Origin of the sequence: Ideonella benzenivorans (assembly GCF_020387415.1) — a bacterium.
GTDB classification, from domain to species: domain Bacteria; phylum Pseudomonadota; class Gammaproteobacteria; order Burkholderiales; family Burkholderiaceae_C; genus Ideonella; species Ideonella benzenivorans.
Genome location: NZ_JAGWCB010000010.1, coordinates 146324 through 168686 on the forward strand (window position 1 = coordinate 146324; position 22363 = coordinate 168686).

Annotated in this window: 19 protein-coding genes; 11 read left to right on the forward strand and 8 right to left on the reverse strand. The window is 71.1% G+C overall.

Going from position 1 to position 22363, the window contains the following annotated elements:
- Nucleotides 1–12: 12 nt before the first annotated feature.
- The 4 genes from KGA65_RS09295 to KGA65_RS09310 all read right to left on the reverse strand — a co-directional run bounded on the left by KGA65_RS09295 (nt 13) and on the right by KGA65_RS09310 (nt 5028).
- Nucleotides 13–636 carry a PAS domain-containing protein gene (locus KGA65_RS09295; protein ID WP_225862866.1) on the reverse strand — a complete coding sequence of 208 codons (624 nt, stop codon included), beginning with the start codon at nt 634–636 and terminating at the stop codon, nt 13–15.
- Between the two features lie 36 nt (nt 637–672).
- Entirely contained in the window at nt 673–3243 is a 2571-nt protein-coding gene (locus tag KGA65_RS09300; protein ID WP_225862867.1) for a chemotaxis protein CheB, read from the reverse strand.
- 215 nt (nt 3244–3458) lie between these two features.
- Nucleotides 3459–4481 (reverse strand): alpha/beta hydrolase, encoded by a 1023-nt coding sequence (locus KGA65_RS09305; protein ID WP_225862868.1) that lies wholly within the window; start codon nt 4479–4481, stop codon nt 3459–3461.
- 118 nt (nt 4482–4599) lie between these two features.
- Nucleotides 4600–5028, reverse strand: coding sequence for an organic hydroperoxide resistance protein (locus tag KGA65_RS09310; RefSeq protein WP_225862869.1), 429 nt, complete (start codon nt 5026–5028; stop codon nt 4600–4602).
- A gap of 109 nt (nt 5029–5137) precedes the next feature.
- Between KGA65_RS09310 and KGA65_RS09315 the strand changes: the two genes are divergently transcribed.
- From KGA65_RS09315 to KGA65_RS09325, 3 genes are all read left to right on the forward strand, one after another.
- Nucleotides 5138–5974 (forward strand): AraC family transcriptional regulator, encoded by an 837-nt coding sequence (locus KGA65_RS09315; RefSeq protein ID WP_225862870.1) that lies wholly within the window; start codon nt 5138–5140, stop codon nt 5972–5974.
- Nucleotides 5975–5977: 3 nt separating this feature from the next.
- Nucleotides 5978–6799: a helix-turn-helix transcriptional regulator gene (locus KGA65_RS09320; RefSeq protein ID WP_225862871.1), complete on the forward strand. Its 822-nt coding sequence runs from the start codon at nt 5978–5980 to the stop codon at nt 6797–6799.
- A gap of 122 nt (nt 6800–6921) precedes the next feature.
- Nucleotides 6922–7548: a LysE family translocator gene (locus KGA65_RS09325; RefSeq protein ID WP_225863446.1), complete on the forward strand. Its 627-nt coding sequence runs from the start codon at nt 6922–6924 to the stop codon at nt 7546–7548.
- A 10-nt stretch (nt 7549–7558) separates the two neighbouring features.
- Here KGA65_RS09325 and KGA65_RS09330 read toward each other — a convergent pair whose 3' ends face one another.
- Nucleotides 7559–8764: an MFS transporter gene (locus KGA65_RS09330; protein WP_225862872.1), complete on the reverse strand. Its 1206-nt coding sequence runs from the start codon at nt 8762–8764 to the stop codon at nt 7559–7561.
- A 102-nt stretch (nt 8765–8866) separates the two neighbouring features.
- Between KGA65_RS09330 and KGA65_RS09335 the strand changes: the two genes are divergently transcribed.
- On the forward strand, nt 8867–9769 hold the full coding sequence (locus KGA65_RS09335) for a LysR substrate-binding domain-containing protein (RefSeq protein WP_225862873.1): 903 nt from the start codon (nt 8867–8869) through the stop codon (nt 9767–9769).
- On the opposite strand, the gene KGA65_RS09340 is transcribed toward KGA65_RS09335, so the two are convergent.
- Nucleotides 9704–11581: an ATP-binding protein gene (locus KGA65_RS09340; protein WP_225862874.1), complete on the reverse strand. Its 1878-nt coding sequence runs from the start codon at nt 11579–11581 to the stop codon at nt 9704–9706. The two genes, KGA65_RS09335 and KGA65_RS09340, sit on opposite strands and share 66 nt — an antisense overlap.
- Before the next feature lie 252 nt (nt 11582–11833).
- Here KGA65_RS09340 and KGA65_RS09345 point away from each other — a divergent pair, with 252 nt between their 5' ends.
- Nucleotides 11834–13816: a methyl-accepting chemotaxis protein gene (locus tag KGA65_RS09345; RefSeq protein WP_225862875.1), complete on the forward strand. Its 1983-nt coding sequence runs from the start codon at nt 11834–11836 to the stop codon at nt 13814–13816.
- 14 nt (nt 13817–13830) lie between these two features.
- Here the strand turns inward: KGA65_RS09345 and hutH are convergent, their stop codons facing one another.
- Both hutH and hutU read right to left on the reverse strand, forming a co-directional pair.
- Nucleotides 13831–15390, reverse strand: coding sequence for a histidine ammonia-lyase (hutH, locus tag KGA65_RS09350; RefSeq protein WP_225862876.1), 1560 nt, complete (start codon nt 15388–15390; stop codon nt 13831–13833).
- Nucleotides 15391–15394: 4 nt separating this feature from the next.
- Nucleotides 15395–17095: a urocanate hydratase gene (gene hutU, locus KGA65_RS09355; protein WP_225862877.1), complete on the reverse strand. Its 1701-nt coding sequence runs from the start codon at nt 17093–17095 to the stop codon at nt 15395–15397.
- An 87-nt stretch (nt 17096–17182) separates the two neighbouring features.
- On the opposite strand from hutU, the gene hutC reads away from it, so the two are divergent.
- From hutC to KGA65_RS09385, 6 genes are read left to right on the forward strand one after another with little or no spacing between them, the layout of a single operon-like run.
- Entirely contained in the window at nt 17183–17902 is a 720-nt protein-coding gene (gene hutC, locus KGA65_RS09360) for a histidine utilization transcriptional repressor HutC (RefSeq protein ID WP_225862878.1), read from the forward strand.
- Complete coding sequence (locus tag KGA65_RS09365; protein WP_225862879.1) at nt 17899–18441, forward strand: HutD/Ves family protein; 543 nt, start codon at nt 17899–17901, stop codon at nt 18439–18441. Before hutC ends, KGA65_RS09365 begins: the two co-directional genes overlap by 4 nt.
- On the forward strand, nt 18438–19667 hold the full coding sequence (gene hutI / locus KGA65_RS09370; protein WP_225862880.1) for an imidazolonepropionase: 1230 nt from the start codon (nt 18438–18440) through the stop codon (nt 19665–19667). The genes KGA65_RS09365 and hutI overlap by 4 nt, the downstream gene beginning before the upstream one ends.
- On the forward strand, nt 19664–20503 hold the full coding sequence (gene hutG, locus KGA65_RS09375; protein ID WP_225862881.1) for an N-formylglutamate deformylase: 840 nt from the start codon (nt 19664–19666) through the stop codon (nt 20501–20503). Before hutI ends, hutG begins: the two co-directional genes overlap by 4 nt.
- Complete coding sequence (gene hutF / locus KGA65_RS09380; protein ID WP_225862882.1) at nt 20500–21906, forward strand: formimidoylglutamate deiminase; 1407 nt, start codon at nt 20500–20502, stop codon at nt 21904–21906. The genes hutG and hutF overlap by 4 nt, the downstream gene beginning before the upstream one ends.
- A gap of 33 nt (nt 21907–21939) precedes the next feature.
- The gene (locus tag KGA65_RS09385; RefSeq protein ID WP_225862883.1) at nt 21940–22347 is read left to right on the forward strand and encodes a DUF805 domain-containing protein; all 408 of its coding nucleotides are present in this window, start codon (nt 21940–21942) and stop codon (nt 22345–22347) included.
- The last annotated feature ends 16 nt before the right edge of the window (nt 22348–22363 follow it).

The window sequence follows — 22363 nt, forward strand, 5'->3', positions numbered from 1 at the left end:
CCGGCCCTGGAATCACCCCCCCGTCTGGCGGGCGACATCGGCGAAGGGCTCTTCGCAGAAGGTCGCCAGGAACAAGGCCTCGTCGGGCAGCGGGCTGAGGGACACCCTGAAGGCCCGTGCCTCGCCGCTGCGGGGTTGCAGCGTCAGCGTGGCCGCCGCCACGGGCGGATCGCGATCACGGCAGGCGGCGATCAGCGCATGCATCGTCTGCCCCCCCTGCGGGGACAGAAAGCCATCCAGCGCCTGGCCACAGGCATCGTCCTGGGCCAAGCCCAGCGCGCGGGCGGCCATCCGGTTGAGCTCATGCACGAGCAGATCCTGGTCGAGGGTGAAACAGGCCACCGGCTGGTGGTCGTAGCGCTGGACCTGCTGCTCGAGCGCCAGTTCCAGGGCCTGACGCGACTCACGCAAGGCCTCGGCCTGCAGGTCCAGCTCAATCTGGTGCACCTGCAGTTCGTGCAGCAGGGCCAGTGCGTCAGAGGCCTTCTCCGGCGTGGAGGCCAGTTCGTGGAGCACGGCCAAGGCATCCCGCCCGATGTTGGCCGAATCCTTGGGGCTGGCGGTGTGGTCACGGCGGAGCGTGGCGCGCAGGCGAAGGTCCGCCGCAGGCAGGGTTGCGGATCCGATTTTTGTCATGGAACGGCTCCGGCCGCGTGGCGGCTCCAAGCCACTCTACTCCTTGCGCAGACGGGACTCCAGCGCTTTGGCGGCGGTGATGTCGACGAAGGTGATCACCGCGCCCTGGATCACGTTGGACAGGGTGCGGTACGGCATGATGCGCACCGAAAACCACTGACCATCGGTGGTCGCGATCTGCTTTTCCGTGAAGGCCAGGGTGCGCAGCGTCTCCTTCACGTCGGCGTACAGCTCGGGGTAGATCAGGGTGCTGGCCAGTTCACTGAGCGGACGCCCGATGTCGCCCTCGCGCAGGTGGATCACGCGGGTGATCTGTTCGGTGAAGCGGCGCACGTTCAAGCCGTTGTCCAGGAACAGCGTGGCGATGTCCGTGCTGTTGAGCAGGTTCTGCATGTCGCTCTGCGCCAGCGCCAGGTCGTCGAGCTTGGCCTGCAGCTCGCCGTTGATGGTCTGCAGCTCCTCGTTCATGGACTGCGCCTCCTCCTTGGCGGTGGTCAGCTCCTCATTGGCCGACTGCAGCTCTTCGTTGGTCGACTGCAGTTCCTCGTTGGCCGCCTGCAATTCCTCCTGCGAGGCATGCATCTCCTGGCGCAGGGCGCGGATCTCCTCGCGCGAGCGGATCAGCTCTTCATTGACCGCGGCATCCACCCCTTGCGCGACCCGGGCGCGGCGGCTGCGTGCCGTCGGCGCCGGCATGGCGTCGCGGAAGGCGATCATCACCATGCCTTCGAGCGCCTTGGGGTGGGCCAGGGGCCGCACGGTGATGTCGACCATGACGGTGTCTTCGTCGTCGATCTTGAGCCCCCGCAACTCCACCGGACTGCGGGACTGCAAGGCACTGCGCAGGGCCACCGACAGCTGGGCCCGGATGCCGGGCCGGGCCATCACATGGATGTTCCAGTTCGCCTTGCCGGCCGCCGGCTCAAGGTAGCGGCCGGTGCGGCCGTTGATGTAGACGATGTCGCCGGACTCGTTGACCAGCACGGCCGCGGGCGAGAAGAGCTGCAGCACGACCTGGTCCGCCAGGGACTGCAGGTTGACGGGAAGGGTGTAGGGGTGGATCAGACTCGTCTCCTGGTTGACCGTCTTGACCACGGGTCGGCGGTGGGTGGGGAACAGGGCCGCCCCGATCGCGCTCCCACGCGGGTTGCGCGCGTAGATCCGCGACTTTGGAAGCAAGGGTTTGAACAGCGCCTGGGAGCGGCCCACGGTCTCGGCCTCGCCCAGCAGCAGCACGCCACCGGGGCGCAGGCTGTAGTGGAACAGCGCCACCAGCCGGCGCTGGAGCGGCGCGCTGAAGTAGATCATCAGGTTGCGGCAGGACAGCAGGTCCAGCCGGGTGAAGGGCGGATCCAGGATCACGTCGTGCTGGGCGAACAGCACGGTCTCGCGGATGCGCGGGTCGATCAGGTAGCCCCCGGCGTGCTGGGTGAAGAAGCGGGCCAGCCGTTGCGGCGGGACATCGTGTGCGATGGCGGCCGGGTAGTGCCCGGCCCGGGCAAAGGCGATCGCATCGGCACTCAGGTCGGTGGCGAAGATCTGCAGCTTGAGGTCGCTGAACTCGGGCCGCGACTCGATCACTTCGGCGAAGACCATCGCCAGCGAGTAGGCCTCCTCCCCGGTGGAACAGCCGGCCACCCAGGCGCGCAGCTGCCGGTCGTCGGCGCCTCTTTGGGCCAGCAGCGGGGGCAGCACGGCCTCTTTGAGTTCCTGCCACACCTGTGGGTCGCGGAAGAAGGCGGTGACGCCGATCAGCACCTCGTTGAACAGCAGGTCGATCTCCTGCGGGTTCTGCCGCAGAAAGCCCTCGTAGGCCGGCATGCTGGCCAGGCCGTGGATCGCCATGCGGCGCGCGATGCGCCGCAGCAGCGTGTTCGACTTGTAGAACGTGAGGTCGTGGCGGGTGTGCTCGTGCACCAGGGCCAGGATGGCGGCCAGCGGCACCGCGTCGGCAGCCGCCACGCCCTCTTCGTCGGCTTCTGCGCCAGCGGGTTCGGCACGAGGTTGCGCGCGAACGAGGGCCACGATGCGCGCAGGCATGTCGCCGGGGGCGGCCACGATGTCGACACAGCCGGCGGCAATCGCGCTGCGGGGCATGGCGTCGAACTGCGCCGATTCAGGCTGCTGCGCCAGCGTCAGGCCGCCCTGGGTCTTGATGGCCTGCAGGCCCAGGGTACCGTCTTCTCCCATGCCGGAGAGCACGACGCCGACGGCCCGGGCGCCGCGTTCGCGCGCCATGGAGCTGAACAGCACATCGACAGGCAGGCGCCGGCCACGCGGCTGAGACGGCAGGGTCGGACACAGGCGGTTGCCGCTGACCCTCAGCTCGGCGTTGGGCGAGATCACATAGACGACATCCGGCTCGATGTTTTGCGCGACCAGCACTTCCCGCACCGGCATGACCGTGCTGCGCTGCAGCAACTCACTGAGCATGCCCTTGTGCGTGGGGTCCAGGTGCTGCACCACCACATAGGCCAGGCCGCTGGCGGGTGGCACCTGGGCCAGGAACTGCTCCAGCGCCGCCAGCCCCCCTGCGGAAGCGCCGATGCCAACGATCCAGACAGGGACGGCGGCAGGCGGGGATTCGGCGAGGGGCGGCTCGGACATGCCCGATTATGAAAGAGCCTGCGACGCAGCCGCGCTGCGAACGGCTGAACCGCCCCGGCTTTCGCGGACACCAGCCGGCTTCAGCCAGACAGTCGCCGCCGGACCGGCGCGTGGTCGATGGCGATTGCCTTGGCAACGCCGCCGGCGGCACCCAGCCCAAGACAAAAAACAAGCGACCAACGGGCCGCTTGTTCGTTGGCAGAGCTCGGTTTGCTTCAGCGATTCAAGCTTTGCTTGAGTTCCTCGCTGGCCTGGTGCAGGGCCGAGCGCACGGCCGGCACGTCGGCCAGCGCATTGAGCAGGCCATAGTCGTGGATCATGCCGTTGTAGCGCACGGACACCACAGGGACACCCGCCGCGTCGAGCTTGCGTGCGTAGGCTTCGCCCTCGTCACGCAGCACGTCGTTCTCGGCGGTCTGCACCAGCGCCCGCGGCAGGCCCTTCAACTGTTCGGGTGAGGCCAGCAGCGGCGAGGCCTGGATGTCTGCGCGCTGCCTGGCATCGGTGGTATAGGCGTCCCAGAACCACTTCATCATGCGCTTGCTGAGGAAGAAGCCGCTGGCGTACTGGTCATAGGACGCGTTCTCGAAGCTCGCGTTCGTGACGGGCCAGAACAGGATTTGCGAGCGCAGCTTCGGGCCGTGTTCCAGCTTGGCCTTCAGAGCGACCACCGCGGCGGCATTGCCCCCCACGCTGTTGCCGACCACGGCCAGCGGGCTGTCGTCCAGCCCCAGTTCCTGGCGGTGTGCATCCACGTACTGCGTCGCGGCGTAGTTCTGGTGGATCGCGGTCGGGTAATGCGCTTCGGGCGAGGGCGCATAGTGGACAAAGACCGCCTCCTGACCCGAGTCGACCACGAGGTCACGGACAAAACGTTCATGCGTCGGGAAGTCGCCCAGAATCCAGCCGCCGCCGTGGAAGAACATGAAGCCCGGCAGTGCGCCCTTGGCGCCCTCCGGACGCACGATGGTCAGCTTCAACGGCTGGCCGTTCCAGTCGATGGTCTTCTCGGTCACCTGGGCCGGCGGCAGCTTGGCACCCTGCTGTGCGCCGGTCAGCACCTGGCGTGCAGCGGTCGGTGCGAGTGTTTCGATCGGCGGCCCACCCGCTTGGGCCAGCGCCTCGAGAAAGCCCTGCACATGGCTTTCGACCAAGGGGCCGCCGGCGTTCGCGGCCAGCGCGGCGGTGGTGGAGGCCGCCAATGCGGCGGTCGTGATGAGTGTGTTCAAACGGTTCATGGTGATGGCTCCGGGCCATGGCTGGCCCGTTGACGCCGCCCATGCGGCGCCTCGGGGGATGAAGGGAAAGGAAGAACCGTCGCCGCGCGTGCGGACGGCGGTCCCTGGCGGCGCGAGGTCAGACCTGCACGGTCAGCGTCACGTCGATATTGCCGCGCGTCGCGTTCGAGTACGGGCAGACGATGTGCGCCTTCTGCACCAGGTCTTCGGCACGGTCACGGGGCAGGCCCGGCAGGTGAATCTCCAGCTCGACCTCGATGCCAAAGCCGGTCGGGATCTGGCCAATGCCCACGTGGCCGTCGATGCGGGTGTCCGCCGGCAGTGCGACCTTCGCCTGGCCGGCGACGAACTTCAATGCACCGAGGAAGCAGGCCGAGTAGCCCGCGGCAAACAGCTGCTCCGGGTTGGTGCCAACGGCACCGTTGCCACCCAGCGCCTTCGGCGTGGTCAGCTTCAGGTCAAGCACGCCGTCAGAGGATCGGGCCTGACCTTCGCGGCCGCCGGTGGCGGTGGCGTGGGCGGTGTAGAGGACTTGGTTGATGGACATGGCGTGACTCCTGGGTCGTAAAAGGAGGTTGATGGACAGGAGTGACTTTGCCCGGGTTGCCTGTACGATATGAGATAGAAAGTACAGATAACTTAACTGAAAGTACAAGGTGCTCGACCGCCTGGAAGCCCTGTTCAAGCATTTCAGCGTCACCGCACAGGTGTTCAACACCGGCGCGCTGTGCGGCATCACGGACCTCACCGCCGAGGACAGCGGCCAGCTGCATCTGGTGCGCTGGGGCGACGTGCAGGTCGTCCATGGCGGCAAGGTCGCCGCGCAGGTGCAGGAGCCCAGTCTGCTGCTGTACCCGCGCCCGCTGTCTCACCGCTTCATCACCGAAGAGAAGCGCGGCGCGGATTTCGCCTGCGCCAACCTGCGGTTCGAAGGCGGGGTGTCCCATCCGATCGCCGCAGCCCTCCCGGCGTTCGTGTGTTTGCCATTGCGCCAGATCGAGGGCGCGCAGGACGTGCTGACGCTGCTGTTCGACGAAGCCTTCGCCCAGCGCTGCGGGCGGCAGGCCCTGCTGGATCGTCTGTTCGAGGTGGTGCTGATTCAGATCCTGCGCCACCTGATGGAGCACGGCCACGTCAAGGCGGGGCTGCTGGCCGGTCTGTCGCATCCGCGTTTGCGCCACGCGCTGGTGGCAATGCACGAACAACCGGAACGGGAATGGACGCTGGAGGGGCTGGCCGGCGCCGCCGGCATGTCGCGCACCCTCTTCGCCAACACCTTCCACCAGGTGGTCGGCGTCACGCCCGGCCAATACCTGCAGAACTGGCGCATCAGCCTCGTTCGACTGGCCCTGCATCGCGGCCAGCCCTTGAAGCTGATCGCCGACGAGGTTGGCTACAGCAGCGAGGGGGCGTTGTCGCGCGCGTTCAAGGCGCAAGCCGGCGTGTCACCGCGAGAATGGAAGCGCGCGCAAGTCCCCGCTGGCAAGACGTAGCCCATGTCCACGCCCCCCACCGCCCTGTTCTGGCACGACCCCACCTGGCCGGCCGTGGTGGAGCTGCGCCGCGCCCAGGACAGCCGGGCCTGCTACCGGCCCCACAGCCACCCCACCGTGTCCATCGGGGCGGTGGATCAGGGGCACAGCCAGTTCACCGGGCACCGGCAGGCGCCGCAGGGGCTGCTGCCGGGCGCCGTGGTGCTGGTGCCCGCCCAGGTGGTGCACGCCTGCAACCCCGCGCCGGACCAGGCCTGGAGCTACCAGATGCTGCACCTGGAGGCCGGCTGGTGGGCGGCCCTGCGCGCCGAGTGCGGCCAGGCCCCAGGACCGGACGAGGCCAGCGTGCACCGACACCAGCCCGCGCTGTACCGCGCCTTCTGTCGGCTGACCGCCCAGTTGGTGGCCCCGGCCACCCCGGTGGCCGACAAGGAAGCTGCCCTGGTCGACTTCCTGGCCACGCAGCTCTGGCGCTTGCCAGCGCCCGCCGCGCTGCCCTGGCCAGCCGCGGTCCCGGGCTTGACGGACTTGCTGCAGGCCCTGGCCGAGGGTGAAGGCCCCTTGCCCAGCCTGCCCGCGCTGGCGGCCCGGCTGGGGGTGAGCCGCTTCCAGCTGGTGCGCCACTTTCGGTGCCACACAGGCCTGACCCCGCACGCCTGGCTGCTCAACCAGCGGATCACCCGCGCACGGGCGCACCTGCGGGCCGGCGCGCCTCTGGCCGAGCTGGCCGACCAGCTGGGCTTTGCCGACCAGAGCCACTTCCAGCGCGTCTTCAAGGCCCATGCGGGGGTCACACCCCACGGCTACCGCCAGCGCTCGGCCTGAGCATGGCACCGTGCGGCGCGGTCGCACACTGCAATTTCCTTCAAGACAGCGCCGGCCCACGCCCGCAGACTGCCCGCTGTTTCCTGAACAGCCCGCGGGGCAAGGTGTCGATCGTGCTGCAGATGTTCCTGTGGGTGGCCACGGCCCACTTCCTGGCCTTGCTCTCGCCGGGGCCTGACTTTTTTCTGGTGGTGCGCACCGGCCTGGCCGGGGGCTGGCGTCCGGCCTTCTGGACCAGCCTGGGCATTGCGGCGGCCAATGGCGTGTTCATCGCCCTGGCGCTGGGCGGCCTGTCGCTGCTGCAGCCGGACAGCCCGCTGTTCCGGCTGTTGCAGGCGGCCGGTGGGCTCTACCTGCTGTATCTGGGCTGGATGAGCTGGCGGCATGCAGGGGCGTCCACACTGGAGACCCCGGCCACACCGACCGACGCCCGCCCGGCCCCGCGGCAGGCCCGGACCTGCTTCTGGCCCGGGCTCTGGTCCGGCCTGCTGAACCCGAAGAACGCCTTGTTCTACGCCAGTCTGGCGGCGCTGCTGGGGCCCGAGGTCAGCGTGGGCTGGAAGTGGCTGACCGGCCTGTGGATGGTGCTGGCCGTGCTGGGCTGGGACACGCTGGTGGGCAGCGCCCTGGGCCACGCCACGGTGCGCCGCCGCTTTGCCCGCGCCCTGCCGGGGCTGGAGCGGGCCTGCGGTGCCGCGCTGGCCGCCTCCGGCGCGGCGGTGTGCATCGCGGCCGGCTGGCGACGCTGAGGCCCGTGCCTCAGGGGGCGGTGCGCACGGCGGCCTGCGCCGAGGCAGCCAGCCGGCCGGCCTGACGGTCCAGGCGGCCGCTCCAGAGCGTCAGGCCCACCGCCCCCAGCACCACCGCCGCGCCGATCCACGGCGTGTGCATCAGCCCCCAGCCGGCCACGATGTGACCGCCCAGCCAAGCCCCGCCGGCAATGCCCAGGTTGAAGGCGGCGATGTTCAGGCCCGAGGCCACGTCCACCGCCTGCGGCGCACAGCGCTGCGCCTGCTGCACCACATAAACCTGCAGGCCCGGCACGTTGCCGAAGGCCACGGCCCCCCAGGCCAGCACGGTCAGCAGCACCGCCACCGGGTGCGACGCGGTGAACTGCAGCACGAGCAGCACCAGCGCCAGCAGGCCGAAGATCAGGACCAGCGCCGCCACCGGCCCGCGCCGGTCGGCCAGCCGGCCGCCCCACAGATTGCCCACCGCCACCGAGACGCCATAGACCAGCATCACCGCGCTGACCGCGTTGGCCGAGTAGCCGCTGACCTGCTGCAGGATGGGCGCGAGAAAGGTGAAGGCGACAAAGGAGCCGCCGTAGCCGACGGCCGTCATCGCGTAGACCAGCAGCAGGCGCGGCTGGCCCAGCACCGCCAGCTGCTGGCGCAGCGTGGCCGGGGCGCTGTGGTGCACATCGCGCGGCACGAACAACAGGCTGCCGACGAAGGCCAGCACGCCCAGCGCCGACACCGCCAGGAAGGTCTCGCGCCAACCGAAGTGCTGGCCGATGAAGGTGCCCAGCGGCACGCCCGTCACCAGCGCCACGGTCAGGCCGGTGAACATGATGGCGATCGCGCTGGCGGCCTTCTCCTTGGGCACCACGCTGGTGGCGATGATGGAGCCGATGGAGAAGAACACCCCATGGGCCAGGCCGGTGAGCACCCGCGCCAGCACCAGCGTGCCGTAGCCCGGCGCCTGCCAGGCCACCAGGTTGCCCAAAGTGAACAGCGCCATCAGTCCCAGCAGCAGGGCCTTGCGGGGCACGCGGCCGGTCAGCGCCGTCAGCACCGGGGCGCCCACGGCCACGCCCAGGGCGTAGAGGCTGACCAGCAGCCCGGCCGAGGGCAGGCTGACCTGCAGGTCGGCGGCGATGGTGGGGATCAGCCCCACGATGACGAACTCGGTGGTTCCGATGGCGAAGGCGCTGAGGGTCAGCGCCAGCAGGGCAATGGGCATGGCGGCATCCTGTGGAGGGAAATGGAATGCGCGCAGTCTGCCGGCGGGATACTTGCAGAAAAACCCGTGTGGCGACGAAACTCTCTTGCGGCGGAATCAAGAATGAAGACCACCCTCGATGAACTGCAAGCCTTTGCCGCGGTGGTGGACACCGGCTCCATCACCGCCGCGGCCGAGCGGCTGGGGCAGACCGTCTCCGGCGTCAGCCGCACGCTGGGCCGGCTGGAGCAGAAGCTGGCCACCACGCTGCTGCGGCGGACCACGCGCCGCCTGGAACTGACCGAGGAAGGCGCCACCTTCCTGGCCCAGGCGCGGCAGATCCTGACCGCGGTGGACGCGGCCGAGGAGCAAATGGCTGCGCGGCGCGAGCAACCCGCCGGCCGACTGCGGGTGGACGCCGCCACGCCCTTCATGCTGCATGTGATCGTGCCGCTGGTGGACGGCTACCGCGCCGCGCACCCGCAGGTCACGCTGGAACTGCACAGCAACGAGGGCATCACCGACCTGATCGAGCACCGCACCGATGTGGCCTTGCGCATCGGCCCGCTGCGCGACTCCACCCTGCACGCCCGCCCCATCGGCAGCAGCCGGCTGCGGGTGCTGGCCAGCCCCGATTACCTGGCCCGTTGCGGCACGCCCCGCCGGGTGGCCGAGCTGGCCCGGCACACGCTGCTGGGCTTCACCCAGCCCGAGGCGCTGAACGACTGGCCGCTGCGCACGGCCGAGGGCAGCGCACTGCGCATCCAGCCCACCCTGTCGTCTTCCAGCGGCGAGACGCTGCGCCAGCTGGCCCTGGCCGGTGCCGGCATCGCCTGCCTGTCGGACTTCATGACCCGCGAGGACCGCCGCAGTGGCCGGTTGGTGCCGCTGTTCGTGCGGCAGAGCCTGGACATCCGCCAGGCCATCCACGCCGTCTACTACCGCAACACCGCCCTGTCCTCACGCATCACCAGCTTCGTGGACCATGTGGTCCGCCAACTGGGCCCGCGGGCCTTCGAGGTCTGAGGCCGACGCGCGGACGGCGCGTGGGCTGCACCAGCGTTCCACCACCGCGAACAGCGCCTCGGGGTCGAAGGGCTTGGCCACGAAGTCGTTCATGCCGGCCTCCAGGCAACGCTGCCGGTCCTCGGCCAGCACGCTGGCGCTCATCGCGATGATGGGCAGGCGGCAGGCGTCCAGATGCTGGCGCAGGGCCTGCGTGGCCTGCACGCCATCCAGCTCGGGCATCTGCATGTCCATCAGCACCAGGTCGTGGCTGCCGGCGCGGGCCATGGCCACCGCCTCCCGCCCGTTCTCGGCCACGTCCACCTGGGCGCCGGCCCGGCGCAACAGCTCGGCCGCCACCAGCTGGTTGACCGGGTTGTCCTCGGCCAGCAGCAGGCGCCGCCCCTGCAGACGCCTGGCCCCGTCGCCCACGGGGCGGGCCGGCGCGGTGTCATGCGGGCCCATCATCGCCTCGGCCTGCACCAGCCCCAGCTTGGCCGTGAACCAGAAGCAGGCCCCCTGCCCTGGCACGCTGTCGACGCCGATCTCGCCGCCCATCAAGCCCACCAGCTGGCGCGAGATGGCCAGCCCCAGCCCGGTGCCGCCGTGGCGGCGGGTGGGCGAGCTGTCGACCTGCTCGAATTCCTGGAACAGGCGGCCCTGGTCTTCCCGCGGAATGCCGATGCCGGTGTCCCGCACGGCAAAGTGCAGCCGCACGGTCTGGGTCTCGCGGGCCAGCACCCGGATGTGCAGATCCACGTGGCCGCGGTCGGTGAACTTGACCGCGTTGTGGCCCAGGTTGACCAGCACCTGACCCAGGCGCAGCGCATCGCCGATCAGCAGGGCCGGCACATCGGCCTCGCACCGGCAGGTCAGCGCCAAGCCCTTGCGGGCGGCGGCATCGCCGATCAGGCCGCGCACCCGGGCCAGCACCGTCTCCAGCCGGAAGGGCTCCATGGCCAGCGTCATGCGGCCCGCATCGGCCTTGCTCAGGTCCAGGATGTCGTTGACGATGCCCAGCAGATGGCCGGCGGCCTGCTGCAACTGGCCCACGTGGGCGCGCTGCACGGCCTCCAGCGGTGTCTGCTGCAGCAGATGGCCCAGCCCGTGGATGGCGTTGAGCGGCGTGCGGATCTCGTGGCTCATGTTGGCCAGGAAGGCCGCCTTGGCCCGTGCGGCGGCCTCGGCTTCCAGCTTGGCGGCCCCCAGGGCCTCATTGGCGGCCTGCAGCGCCTGCGTGCGTTCGGCCACCCGGGCCTCCAGGCTTTCGTTGGCGCGTTGCAGCGCCTGGCTCAGCTCGGTCACCCGGTCCAGCTGCTGGTCGAAACTGTGCGAGGTGGCGGTGCCCATCACGGTGCCCATCACGCAGATGGCGCCGTAGAGCACCGCGTAGACGCCGGGCACCGCGGGCTCGGCTTCCACCCCGTGGATGCGGAAAACCCACACCAGCCCCAGGCCGGTCAGCCCCGCCAGGGCAAAGCCATAGGCTTGGCGGCGCCCCAGCATCCAGCCGGCCAGCACGGTGGCCAGCGGCAGCAGGGCCCAGACGGCGCTGTGCACCCCCGCCACCTGGGAGGCCGCCACCGGCGTGGCCACCACCAGCGTGCAGGGAAAGACCCAGGCCGCCCAGCGCACCCGCCCCAGGCGCAGCAGCACCAGCATGGCCACGCCGGCCAGCGTGGCCACGAAGGCCGCCGGCCGGATCCGGTGCAGGAAACCGATCTGCAAGGCCTCCAGCAACAAGGAGGACGCCAACAGCAGCCAGGCCAGCCGGCGGATCAGGGTCGGGCCTCCGCGCAGGTTCAGTGCATCCTTGGGCGTCGGGAGAGTCATGTCGGGTACTGCGGGGTACGGGAACCACCGGGGCGAGAGTGTCGTCCTCGGGGGAGAGCCTGCCACCAAAGCACGCCGCCCCGCTCCGCTATTCGTCTCTTTTTGGCATCGCTGAAGCCCATTTTCCTTCCAGCAACACAACGCCCCGTCTTTGACAAGGCCGCTGACACAAAGACCCGGCTTTTTCGGTCTTCAGGCTGCGGCGCCTCATCCGATAGTCAGGGAACACCCTGATTCAGTTGCACACCCGCCATGTCGTCTGCCTCTTTGTCCTCCGTGTCCCTGCCGCTGCGCCGCTCCGCGGGCGGCTTCCCGGCCCTGAACGGACTGAGCCTGACCACCAAGCTGTCCCTGGCCGCCACCGCGCTGTGCGTGCTGTGCGTGGGCGCCACCAGCGCCGTGGTGGGCAGCCGCGCCGCCATCACCGCCCGGCAGGAAACCGCCCGTCAGGCCGAACTGGCGGCCCAGGAAACGGCCGCCCAGGTGGGCGGCGAACTGGGTCGCAGCTTCGCGGCGGTGAAGAACCTGCGCGACAGCCTGGCCGGGCTCAAAGCCGCCAACCTGGCCCCCACCCGCCCGCAGCTGGACGCGATGGCCCGCCAGACCCTGGCCGAGCACAAGGAGTTCATCGGCAGCTACTCGATCTGGGAACCCAATGCCCTGGACGGCCGCGATGCGGAGTTCGCCAACAGCGGCTCGCCCTATGACGCCACCGGCCGCTACGTCGCCTACTGGAACCGCGGCAGCGGCCAGATCGCGGTGGAGCCGCTGCTGGACTACGAAAAGCCCGGCGCCAACGACTGGTACGACATCCCCCGCCGCACGCTGCAGGCGGCGCTGATCGAGCCCTACCTCTACCAGGTGGCCGGCAAGAACGTGCTGATGACCACGATGGTGGCGCCCATCCTGGTGGACGGCAAGTTCGTCGGCGCGGCCGGCTCCGACCTGCCACTGGCGGATCTGTCACGCCGGCTGAGCGCGCTGGAACCGCTGCCCGGTGCCAAGGTGGCGTTGCTGAGCCACGGCGGCCTGTACGTGGCCAGCCCTGCCGCCGACCAGCTGGGCCAGAAGGCCGCCGACCTGCCGGCCGACGCCTTGGCCGCGGTGGACAAGGGCCAGCCGGCGCACTACACCGACGCCCAGGGCTGGGAGCATGTGCTGACCCCGGTGACGGTGCTGGACGGCGTGGCGCCGTGGAGCGTGCGTGTGTCCTACCCGAAGGAGGTGGCCGCCGCATCCGCCCGCCACCTGCTGTGGCTGGTGGGCGCCACCGCGCTGCTGGCCTGCGTGCTGGCGGCCGGCGCCATGATCTGGCTGGTGCGCACGCTGACCCGCCCGCTGCGCACCCTGGGCCACACCGTGCACGGCCTGGCCAGCGGCAACGCCAACCTGCATGTGGAACTGCCGGTCACCGGCCAGGACGAGATCAGCGAGATCAGCGACGGCTTCAACCGCTTCGCCGCCAAGCTGCGCGGCGCCTTTGGCGAGGTGGGCGAGGTGTCCCAGAGCGTGGCCCTGGCCTCCGACGAGATCGCCAGCGGCAACCACGACCTGTCGGTGCGCACCGAGGAACAGGCCGCCCATCTGCAACAGAGCGCCGCCACGCTGCGTGACCTGGCCAGCTCGGCCACCCGCAGCGCCGAATCGGCCAGCGAGGCCGCCACGCTGGCCCGCGGTGCGGTGGACCAGGCCCAGCGCGGTCAGCAGGTGATGCAGCAGACCCGCGGTGCGATGGACCAGATCAACGACGCCAGCCGCCGCATCGCCGAGATCACCAGCCTGATCGACTCGATCGCCTTCCAGACCAACATCCTGGCGCTGAACGCGGCGGTGGAAGCCGCCCGCGCCGGCGAGCAGGGCCGCGGCTTCGCGGTGGTGGCCGGTGAGGTGCGCACGCTGGCCCAGCGCAGCGCCGAGGCGGCCAAGGAGATCCGGGCCCTGACCGTCGATTCCGAACAGCGTGTGGCCGCCGGCTCCGCGCTGATCGTCCAGGCCGAGCAGACGCTGGCCGAACTGGGCCGCTCGGTGCAGGACGTGGATGCCCGCATCGCCGAGATCAGCGTGGCCTCGCGCGACCAGTCGGGCCGCATCGCGGAGGTGACCGGCGCCATCGGCGAGCTGGACCAGAACACCCAGCAGAATGCCGCGGTGGTCGAACAGGCCGCCGCCGCGGCCGAGTCGCTGCGCCAGCAGTCGACTCGGCTGGTCGGCACCGTGGGCCAGTTCGTCGGCTGAGCCGGCCCCCGGGCTCAGGCCGGGGTCCAGAGCGGCGGCAGGTCCGGCAACGCCCGGAAGATGCCCGACAGCGCGCCTTCGCGCACCAGCGCGCTGGCGCGCTCGATGTCCGGCGCCAGGTAGTGGTCGGTCGGCATCGGCGCGCAGTGGCGGCGCAGCAGCGCATGCGCCTCCTCCAGCGCGGCCGAGCTGGCCAACGGGCGCAGGAACTCGATGCCCTGGGCCGCAGCCAGCCACTCCACGCCCAGGATGTGGGCCACGTTGGCGATCATGGGCTGCAGGCGGCGCGCCGCGAAGGTGGCCATCGAGACATGGTCCTCCTGGTTGGCGCTGGTGGGCAGGCTGTCCACGCTGGCCGGGTGGGCCAGGGACTTGTTCTCGCTGGCCAGGGCGGCGGCCGTGACGTGGGCAATCATGAAGCCGCTGTTCAGGCCGGCGTTGCTGGTCAGGAAGGGCGGCAGGCGCGAGACGCTGGCGTCGATCAGCATGGCGATGCGGCGCTCGGCGATCGCCCCCACCTCGGCGATGGCCACCGCCATCGCGTCGGCGGCCAGGGCCACCGGCTCGGCGTGGAAGTTGCCGCCGGAGATCATGGTGCCGTCCTCGAAGAACACCAGCGGGTTGTCGGTGACGGCATTGGCTTCGCGCACCAGCACCAGCGCGGCGTGGCGCAGTTGATCCAGGCAGGCGCCCACCACCTGGGGCTGGCAGCGCAGGCAGTACGGATCCTGCACCCGGTCGTCGCCCTCGGTGTGGGACTGGCGGATCGCGCTGCCGGCCAGCAGGCTGCGGTAGTACTGGGCCACGTCGATCTGGCCGGGCTGGCCACGCAGCGCGTGGATGCGCGGGTCGAAGGGGCCGTCGCTGCCGCGGGCGGCGTCCACCGTCAGCGCGCCGATCACCAGGGCCGATTCCAGCACCGGCTCGAAGCTGAAGAAGCCGTGCAGGGCCAGCGCGGTGGAGGTCTGGGTGCCGTTGATCAGGGCCAGGCCTTCCTTGGCCTGCAGCACCAGCGGGGCGATGCCGGCCTCGGCCAGCACGGCCGCCGCCGGGCGGCGCTGCCCGTCCACCAGGAACTCGCCCTCGCCCAGCAGGGCCAGCGTCATGTGCGACAGCGGCGCCAGGTCACCCGAGGCGCCCACCGAGCCCTGGCTGGGCACCAGCGGCACCAGACCGGCATTGAACACGGCCAGCAGGGTGTCGATGACCACCTCGCGCACGCCGGAATGGGCGCGCGCCAGGCTGGCGGCCTTGGTGGCCAGCATCAGGCGCACCACGGCCGGGGCCAGCGGCTCGCCCACGCCCACCGAGTGCGAGCGGATCAGGTTGAGCTGCAGCGTGGCCAGATCGGCCGCGCTGATGCGCTGGTTGGCCAGCTTGCCGAAGCCGGTGTTCACGCCGTAGACGGGCGCATCGCCGGCCGCAGCGGCCTGCACCACCGCGGCACTGGCGCGGATGGCCGGGCGGGCTGCTTCGTCCAGCACCAGGCGGGTGCCGCCGGCGTGCACCGCCAACAGTTGGTCCAGCGTCAGCGCGCCGGGGGTCAGGGTCAGGTCGGTCATCACGGGGCTCATCGGGTCAGTCCTTGTTCAGCATCGGCAGGTTCAGGCCCTGCTCGCGGGCACAGCGTTGGGCGATGTCGTAGCCCGCGTCGGCATGGCGCATCACGCCGGTGGCCGGGTCGTTCCACAGCACGCGCGCCAGGCGCTGGGCCGCCGCGTCCGTGCCATCGGCCACGATGACCACGCCGCTGTGCTGGGAGAAGCCCATGCCCACGCCGCCGCCGTGGTGCAGGCTGACCCAGGTGGCGCCGCCCGCGGTGTTGAGCAGCGCGTTGAGCAGCGGCCAGTCGGACACGGCGTCCGAGCCGTCCTGCATGGCCTCCGTCTCGCGGTTGGGGCTGGCCACCGAGCCGCAGTCCAGGTGGTCGCGGCCGATCACGATCGGGCCCTTCAGTTCGCCGTTCTTCACCATCTCGTTGAAGGCCAGGCCGGCGAGGTGGCGCTGGCCCAGGCCCAGCCAGCAGATGCGTGCGGGCAGGCCCTGGAAGGCGATGCGCTCGCCGGCCATGTCCAGCCAGCGGTGCACCCGGGTCTCTTCGGGGAAGAGTTCCTTGATCTTGGCATCGGTCTTGCGGATGTCCTCCGGGTCGCCCGACAGGGCCACCCAGCGGAAGGGGCCGCGGCCTTCGCAGAACTGCGGCCGCACATAGGCGGGCACGAAGCCGGGGAAGTCGAAGGCGTTCTTCACGCCCTGGTCGAAGGCCACCTGGCGGATGTTGTTGCCGTAGTCCACGGTCGGGATGCCCAGGGCCTGGAAGTCCAGCATGGCCTGCACATGCACCGCGCAGCCGCGGGCCGCGGCGGCCTTCAGGTCGGCGTGCTGGGCCGGGTCGGCCGCGGCGGCCTTCCACTGGTCCACCGTCCAGCCGGCGGGCAGGTAGCCGTTGATCAGGTCGTGGGCCGAGGTCTGGTCGGTCACGATGTCCGGCCGCGGCGCACGGCCTTCCTTCACCCGGCGCACCAGCTCCGGCAGGATCTCGGCGGCGTTGCCCAGCAGGGCAATCGAGATGGCTTTCTTCTCGGCGGTGTAGCGGGCGATGCGGGCCAGCGCATCGTCCAGGTCGGTGGCCTGCTCATCCACATAGCGGGTCTTCAGGCGGAAGTCGATGCGCGACTGCTGGCACTCGATGTTGAGCGAGCAGGCGCCGGCGAAGGTGGCGGCCAGCGGCTGCGCACCGCCCATGCCGCCCAGACCGGCGGTCAGCACCCAGCGTCCTTCCAGCGAGCCGCCGTAGTGTTGTCGCCCCGCTTCGGCAAAGGTCTCGTAGGTGCCCTGCACGATGCCCTGGGTGCCGATGTAGATCCAGCTGCCGGCCGTCATCTGGCCGTACATCATCAGGCCCTGGCGGTCGAGTTCGTTGAAGTGCTCCCAGGTGGCCCAGTGCGGCACCAGGTTGGAGTTGGCGATCAGCACCCGCGGCGCGTCGGCATGGGTGCGGAACACGCCCACCGGCTTGCCGCTCTGCACCAGCAGGGTCTCGTCCTCGCCCAGGGTGCGCAGGCTGGCCAGGATCTGCTCGAAGCAGTCCCAGTTGCGCGCGGCCTTGCCGATGCCGCCATAGACCACCAACGCGTCAGGGTTTTCGGCCACGGCCGGGTCCAGGTTGTTCTGGATCATCCGGTAGGCGGCCTCGATCAGCCAGTTCTTGCAGTGCAGCGTGGCGCCGGTGGGGGCCTTCACCGGGCGCGGCCCGGCAGGGGTGTGGGCAGTGGACATGGCGGTCTCCAGACAGGGTGGCCAGACATCGAATGGGGCGGATGCTACTTGTCTAGACAAGCTCATGCAAGTAGCATCGGCCCCACCATGGTCACGCACACCTCCGCCGCCCTGGCGCCCTATGCCCGGGTCAAGCAGCACCTCAAGGACCGGCTGGCCGCCGGCGACTGGGCCCCGGGCGCGCAGATGCCCTCCGAGGCCGAGCTGGTGGCCCAGTTCGGCGTCAGCCGCATGACGGTCAACCGCGCCCTCAAGGAGCTGCAGGCCGAGGGTTTCGTCGACCGGGTGCAGGGCGTGGGCACCTTCGCCGCGGCGCTCAACAAGGTCTCGGCCACGCTGACCCTGCACGACGTGCACGACGAGATCGCCGCCCGCGGCCACCACCACGACAGCGAGGTGGTGCTGCAACAGGCCGAGCCCGCTGGCGCCGCGCTGGCCGCCCAGCTGGGTGTGGCCGAAAGGACTGCGGTCTTCCACACCCTGATCGTGCACCGCGACAACGGCGTGGCCCTGCAGTGCGAGGACCGCTACGTGAACCCCGCCGCAGCGCCGGACTATCTGGCGCAGGACTTCACGCGCCGCACGCCCACCCAGTACCTGTTTGAGGCCACCGCGCTGTGGCGCGCCCAGTACGCCATCGAGGCCGCCCGCCCCACCGCGCAGGAGGCCCGGCTGCTGGGCATCGCCGAGGACGAGCCCTGTCTGGTGGTGGTGCGCCGCACCTTCAGCCGCGAACATGCCATCACCCTGGGCCGGCTGGTCTACCCGGGCCGGCGCTACCAGCTTGAAGGGGAGTTCACGCCATGAGCCTGCATGTGCAAAGCTGGGCCCAGGCGCCCGAACAACCCTGGCGCAATGGCGGCGGCCGCACCCGCGAGCTGCTGGTCTGGCCCACGCCCGAGGACTGGCAGGTCCGCGTCAGTGTGGCCGACATCGCCTGCGAAGGTCAGTTCTCGCCCTTTCCGGGGGTGCGGCGCTGGTTCCAGGTGCTCAGCGGTGCCGGCGTGGTGCTGGAAGGCGATGCCCTGCCCCTGACCCCGGACAGCGAGCCCCACGCCTTCGAGGGCATGCTGGCCCCCCACTGCACGCTGGTGCATGGCCCGACACGGGACCTGAACCTGATGGTCCGCGCCGGCCCCGGCGGCATGTGGCGCGCCCGCAGCCCCTGGCACGCCAGCCCGGGCTGGCGCGGCCTCTACACCACCCAGGCCACCACGCTGCGGGCCGGGGCCCACACCCAGACCCTGGCGCCCCACACCCTGGCCTGGAGTGACGACACCCCTGGCCACTGGCAGATCGACCCGCCGGTGCGGGCCTGGTGGCTGTCGCAGGAGAACGCCGCATGACCCCTACCCCACGCACGCTGTGGCGCGGTGCCCACCTGGCCACCCTGGCGCCTGGGGCCCCCTGGGGCTGGATCCCCGACGGCGCCCTCGTCACCGAAGGCGAACGCATCGCCTGGGTCGGCCCGGCCGCCGCGCTGCCGGCCGGCCTGGCGGTGGATGCCGAGCAGGACTGGGGCGGCGGCGTCGTCACCCCGGGGCTGATCGACTGCCACACCCACCTGGTCTATGGCGGGAACCGGGCGCGCGAGTTCGAGCTGCGCCTGCAGGGCGCCAGCTACGAGGAGATTGCCCGCGCCGGCGGCGGCATCCGCTCCACGGTGCAGGCCACCCGCGACGCCAGCGACACAGCCCTGCTGGCGGCCACGCTGGCCCGTGCCCGGGTGCTGCTGCGCGAAGGCGTGACCACGGTGGAGATCAAGTCCGGCTACGGCCTGAGCCAGGCCGACGAGGCCCGCTGCCTGCGCGTGGCACGCGCCGTGGGCGAGCACCTGCCGATGACGGTGCGCACCACCGCGCTGGGCGCCCACGCCCTGCCGCCCGAGTTCGCCGGCCGGGCCGACGATTACATCGAGGCCCTGTGCGACTGGCTGCCCGGTTGGCAGGCCGAGGGCCTGGTCGATGCGGTGGACGGCTTCTGCGAGCACATCGCCTTCAGCCCCGCGCAGATCGACCGCCTGTTCAGCCGCGCCCGCGCCCTGGGTCTGCCGGTCAAGCTACATGCCGAGCAGCTGAGCAACAGCGGCGGCACCGCCCTGGCCTGCCGCCACCAGGCCCTGAGCTGCGACCATCTGGAGCACCTGGACGACGCCGGCGTGCAGGCCCTGGCCGCGGCAGGCACGGTGGCGGTGCTGCTGCCGGGCGCCTACTACTTTCTGCGCGACACGCACCTGCCGCCGGTGGCCGCGCTGCGCGCCGCGGGCGTGCCCATCGCCCTGGCCACCGACCACAACCCCGGCACCTCGCCCACCCTGTCGCCGCTCTTGATGATGAACATGGCCTGCACCCTGTTCCGCCTGACGCCGGAAGAAGCCCTGGCCGGCTTCACCCGCCATGCGGCGCGGGCCCTGGGCCTGCACGAGCGTCTGGGCCAGCTCACCCCCGGCCGCCAGGCCGACTGGGCCCACTGGGCGGTGGACCACCCGAACGAACTGGCCTACCGTTTCGGCCACCGCCCGGTCTGCCGCGTCGTGCGGGCCGGCCAGCCTGTCCAGGAGGTTCCTGCATGAACGCCACCGACCTCGCCCGCGCCCCCGATTTTGAGACGGACACCTTCTCCCTCTGGCGCGGCACCGGCCCGCTGCTGGTGAGCGTGCCGCACGCCGGCACCGCCATCCCCGAAGACCTGCGCCCGGCCTTCGTGCCGCGCGCCCTGGCCACCGAGGACGCCGACTGGCACCTGGAGAAGCTCTACGCCTTCGTGCGCGCGCGCGGCGCCAGCCTGATCGTGCCCCGTTTCGCACGCTACGTCATCGATCTGAACCGGCCGCCCGACAACGCGCCGATGTACCCCGGCGCCAACAACACCGAGCTCTGCCCCACCCGCTTCTTCAGCAGCGAGCCGCTGTACCGCGAGGGCCAGGCCCCGGATGCGACCGAGGTGCAGCGCCGCCGCGCCCGCTACTGGCAGCCCTACCACGACGCCCTGGGCGCGGAGCTGGCCCGCCTGCAGGCCGCCCACGGCCACGCGGTGCTGTTCGACGGCCACAGCATCCGCTCCGAACTGCCCTGGCTGTTCGAGGGCAAGCTGCCCGACCTGAACCTGGGCACGGTCGGCGGCGCCAGCTGCGACCCGCTGCTGCGCCAGCGCCTGGCCGCCGTGCTGGCCGGCCAGGACGCCTACACCCAGGTGGTGGACGGCCGCTTCAAGGGCGGCCACATCACCCGCCATTACGGTCAACCCGCCCACGGCCGGCATGCCATCCAACTGGAGATGTGCTGGTCCTGCTACATGACCGAGACCCCACCCTGGACCTGGGACGCCGCCCACGCCGCGCAGGTGCAGCCGCTGCTGGGCCGGCTGGTGGACACGATGCTGGCCTGGCGGCCGGGGGCCACGGCATGAACCTCGCCACGCCCCAGACGCAGACGCTGTGGGCCCCCTGGGCCTGGCTGCCCGAGGGCTGGCAGGCCGATGTGCAGCTGGCGGTGGATGACCTGGGCCGCTGGGCCACCGTGCAGGCCGGCCAGCCCTGCCCGCCCGGTGCCCAGCGGCTGGCCGCCCCGGTGCTGCCCGGCCTGGTGGACGCGCACAGCCACGCCTTCCAGCGCGCCTTTGCCGGCCTGGCCGAGCAACGCACCCGCGCCGAGGACGACTTCTGGAGCTGGCGCGACCGCATGTACCGGGTGGCCGGCCGGGTGGGCCCGGCCGAGCTGCGCACCATCGCCCGCCAGCTCTACGGCGAGCTGCTGCGCGGCGGCTACACCCAGGTCTGCGAATTCCACTACCTGCAGCACCAACCCGACGGCACGCCCTACGACGACCCGCTGGCCCTGTCGCGGGCATTGATTGACGCGGCAGCCGACGCCGGCATCGGCCTGACCCTGCTGCCGGTGATCTACGAGCGCGCCGGCTTCAGCCAGCCCGAGCTGCGGCCTGACCAGGCCCGCTTCCGGCTGGATGCCGACGGCGCCTGGGCGATCTGCCAGGCGGTCAACACGCAGGGCCATGCGCGGCTGAACGCCGGCGTGGCGGTGCATTCGCTGCGCGCGGCCCGGCCCGAGAGCCTGCAGCGCCTGGCCACGCTGGCCGCCGGCCAGGCCGTGCCACTGCACATCCACGTGGCCGAGCAGCCCGCCGAGGTGCGCGACTGCCTGGCCGCCACCGGCCAGCGGCCGATGCAATGGCTGGCCGCGCAAGGCCTGCTGGATGCCCGCTGGCAGCTGGTGCACGCCACCCACAGCACGCCCGAGGAGATTGCCGCGGTGGCGGCCAGCGGCGCGGGCGTGGTGATCTGCCCCGGCACCGAGGCCAACCTGGGCGACGGCCTGGCCGACCTGCCCGGCTGGCTGGCCGCGGGCGTACCGCTGGCCATCGGCTCGGACAGCCAGGTCACCCGCGACTGGCGCGAGGAACTGCGCTGGCTGGAGTACGGCCAGCGCCTGCAGCGCCGGCAGCGCAATGTGGCGGCCGATCCGGCCGGCGGCGAGCCCTCCGGCAGCACCCGGCTGTGGCGCAGCGCGCTGCGCGGCGGGCAGGCCGCGGCCGGCCAGTCGGCCTGGGGCCTGCAGCCCGGCGCCCGCGCCGACCTGCTGGTGGCCGACCCGGCCGCGCCCGAATGCGCCGGCCTGCCCATGGACCGCTGGCTGGACGCCCTGGTGATGACCGGCCCGGGCACGCCCTGGGCCGGGGTGATGGTGGCGGGACACTGGGCAGTGCAGGACGGACTGTTGCGCCAGGGCCACTGCCCCGGGGCCGCTGACACCGCTTCGGCCTACACCCGGCTGATGTCGACGCTGTGGCATTGAGGTCCGGCCCGCACCGCATGGAATACTGCCGGCATGTCCCCGCTCGCGCCCCTGACGCCCCCGCCATCCGAGCCGCTGGCCCATCCGTTCGCGGATCCGGTGCCGCCGCTCTGGCTGTACCTGAGTTTCCGGGGACGCATCTCCCGCCGCACCTTCTGGCGACATGGCGTGCTCTGGCTGCTGCTGATGACGCTGCTGCTCAACGCGCTGCTCACCATCGCCGGCATGACGGCCGAGGAGGCCGATGGCGTGGCCAACGTGCTGCTGCTGTGGCCCGCGCTGGCGGTGTCGATCAAGCGTTGGCATGACCGCAACCGCTCGGGCTGGTGGGTGCTGGTCAACCTGATCCCGCTGATCGGCTGGCTGTGGGTGCTGATCGAGAACGGCGCGCTGCGCGGCACGCCGGGGCCGAACGATTACGGCCCGGCGCCCCGCGTGTGAGCGGCGGCCCCGGGGC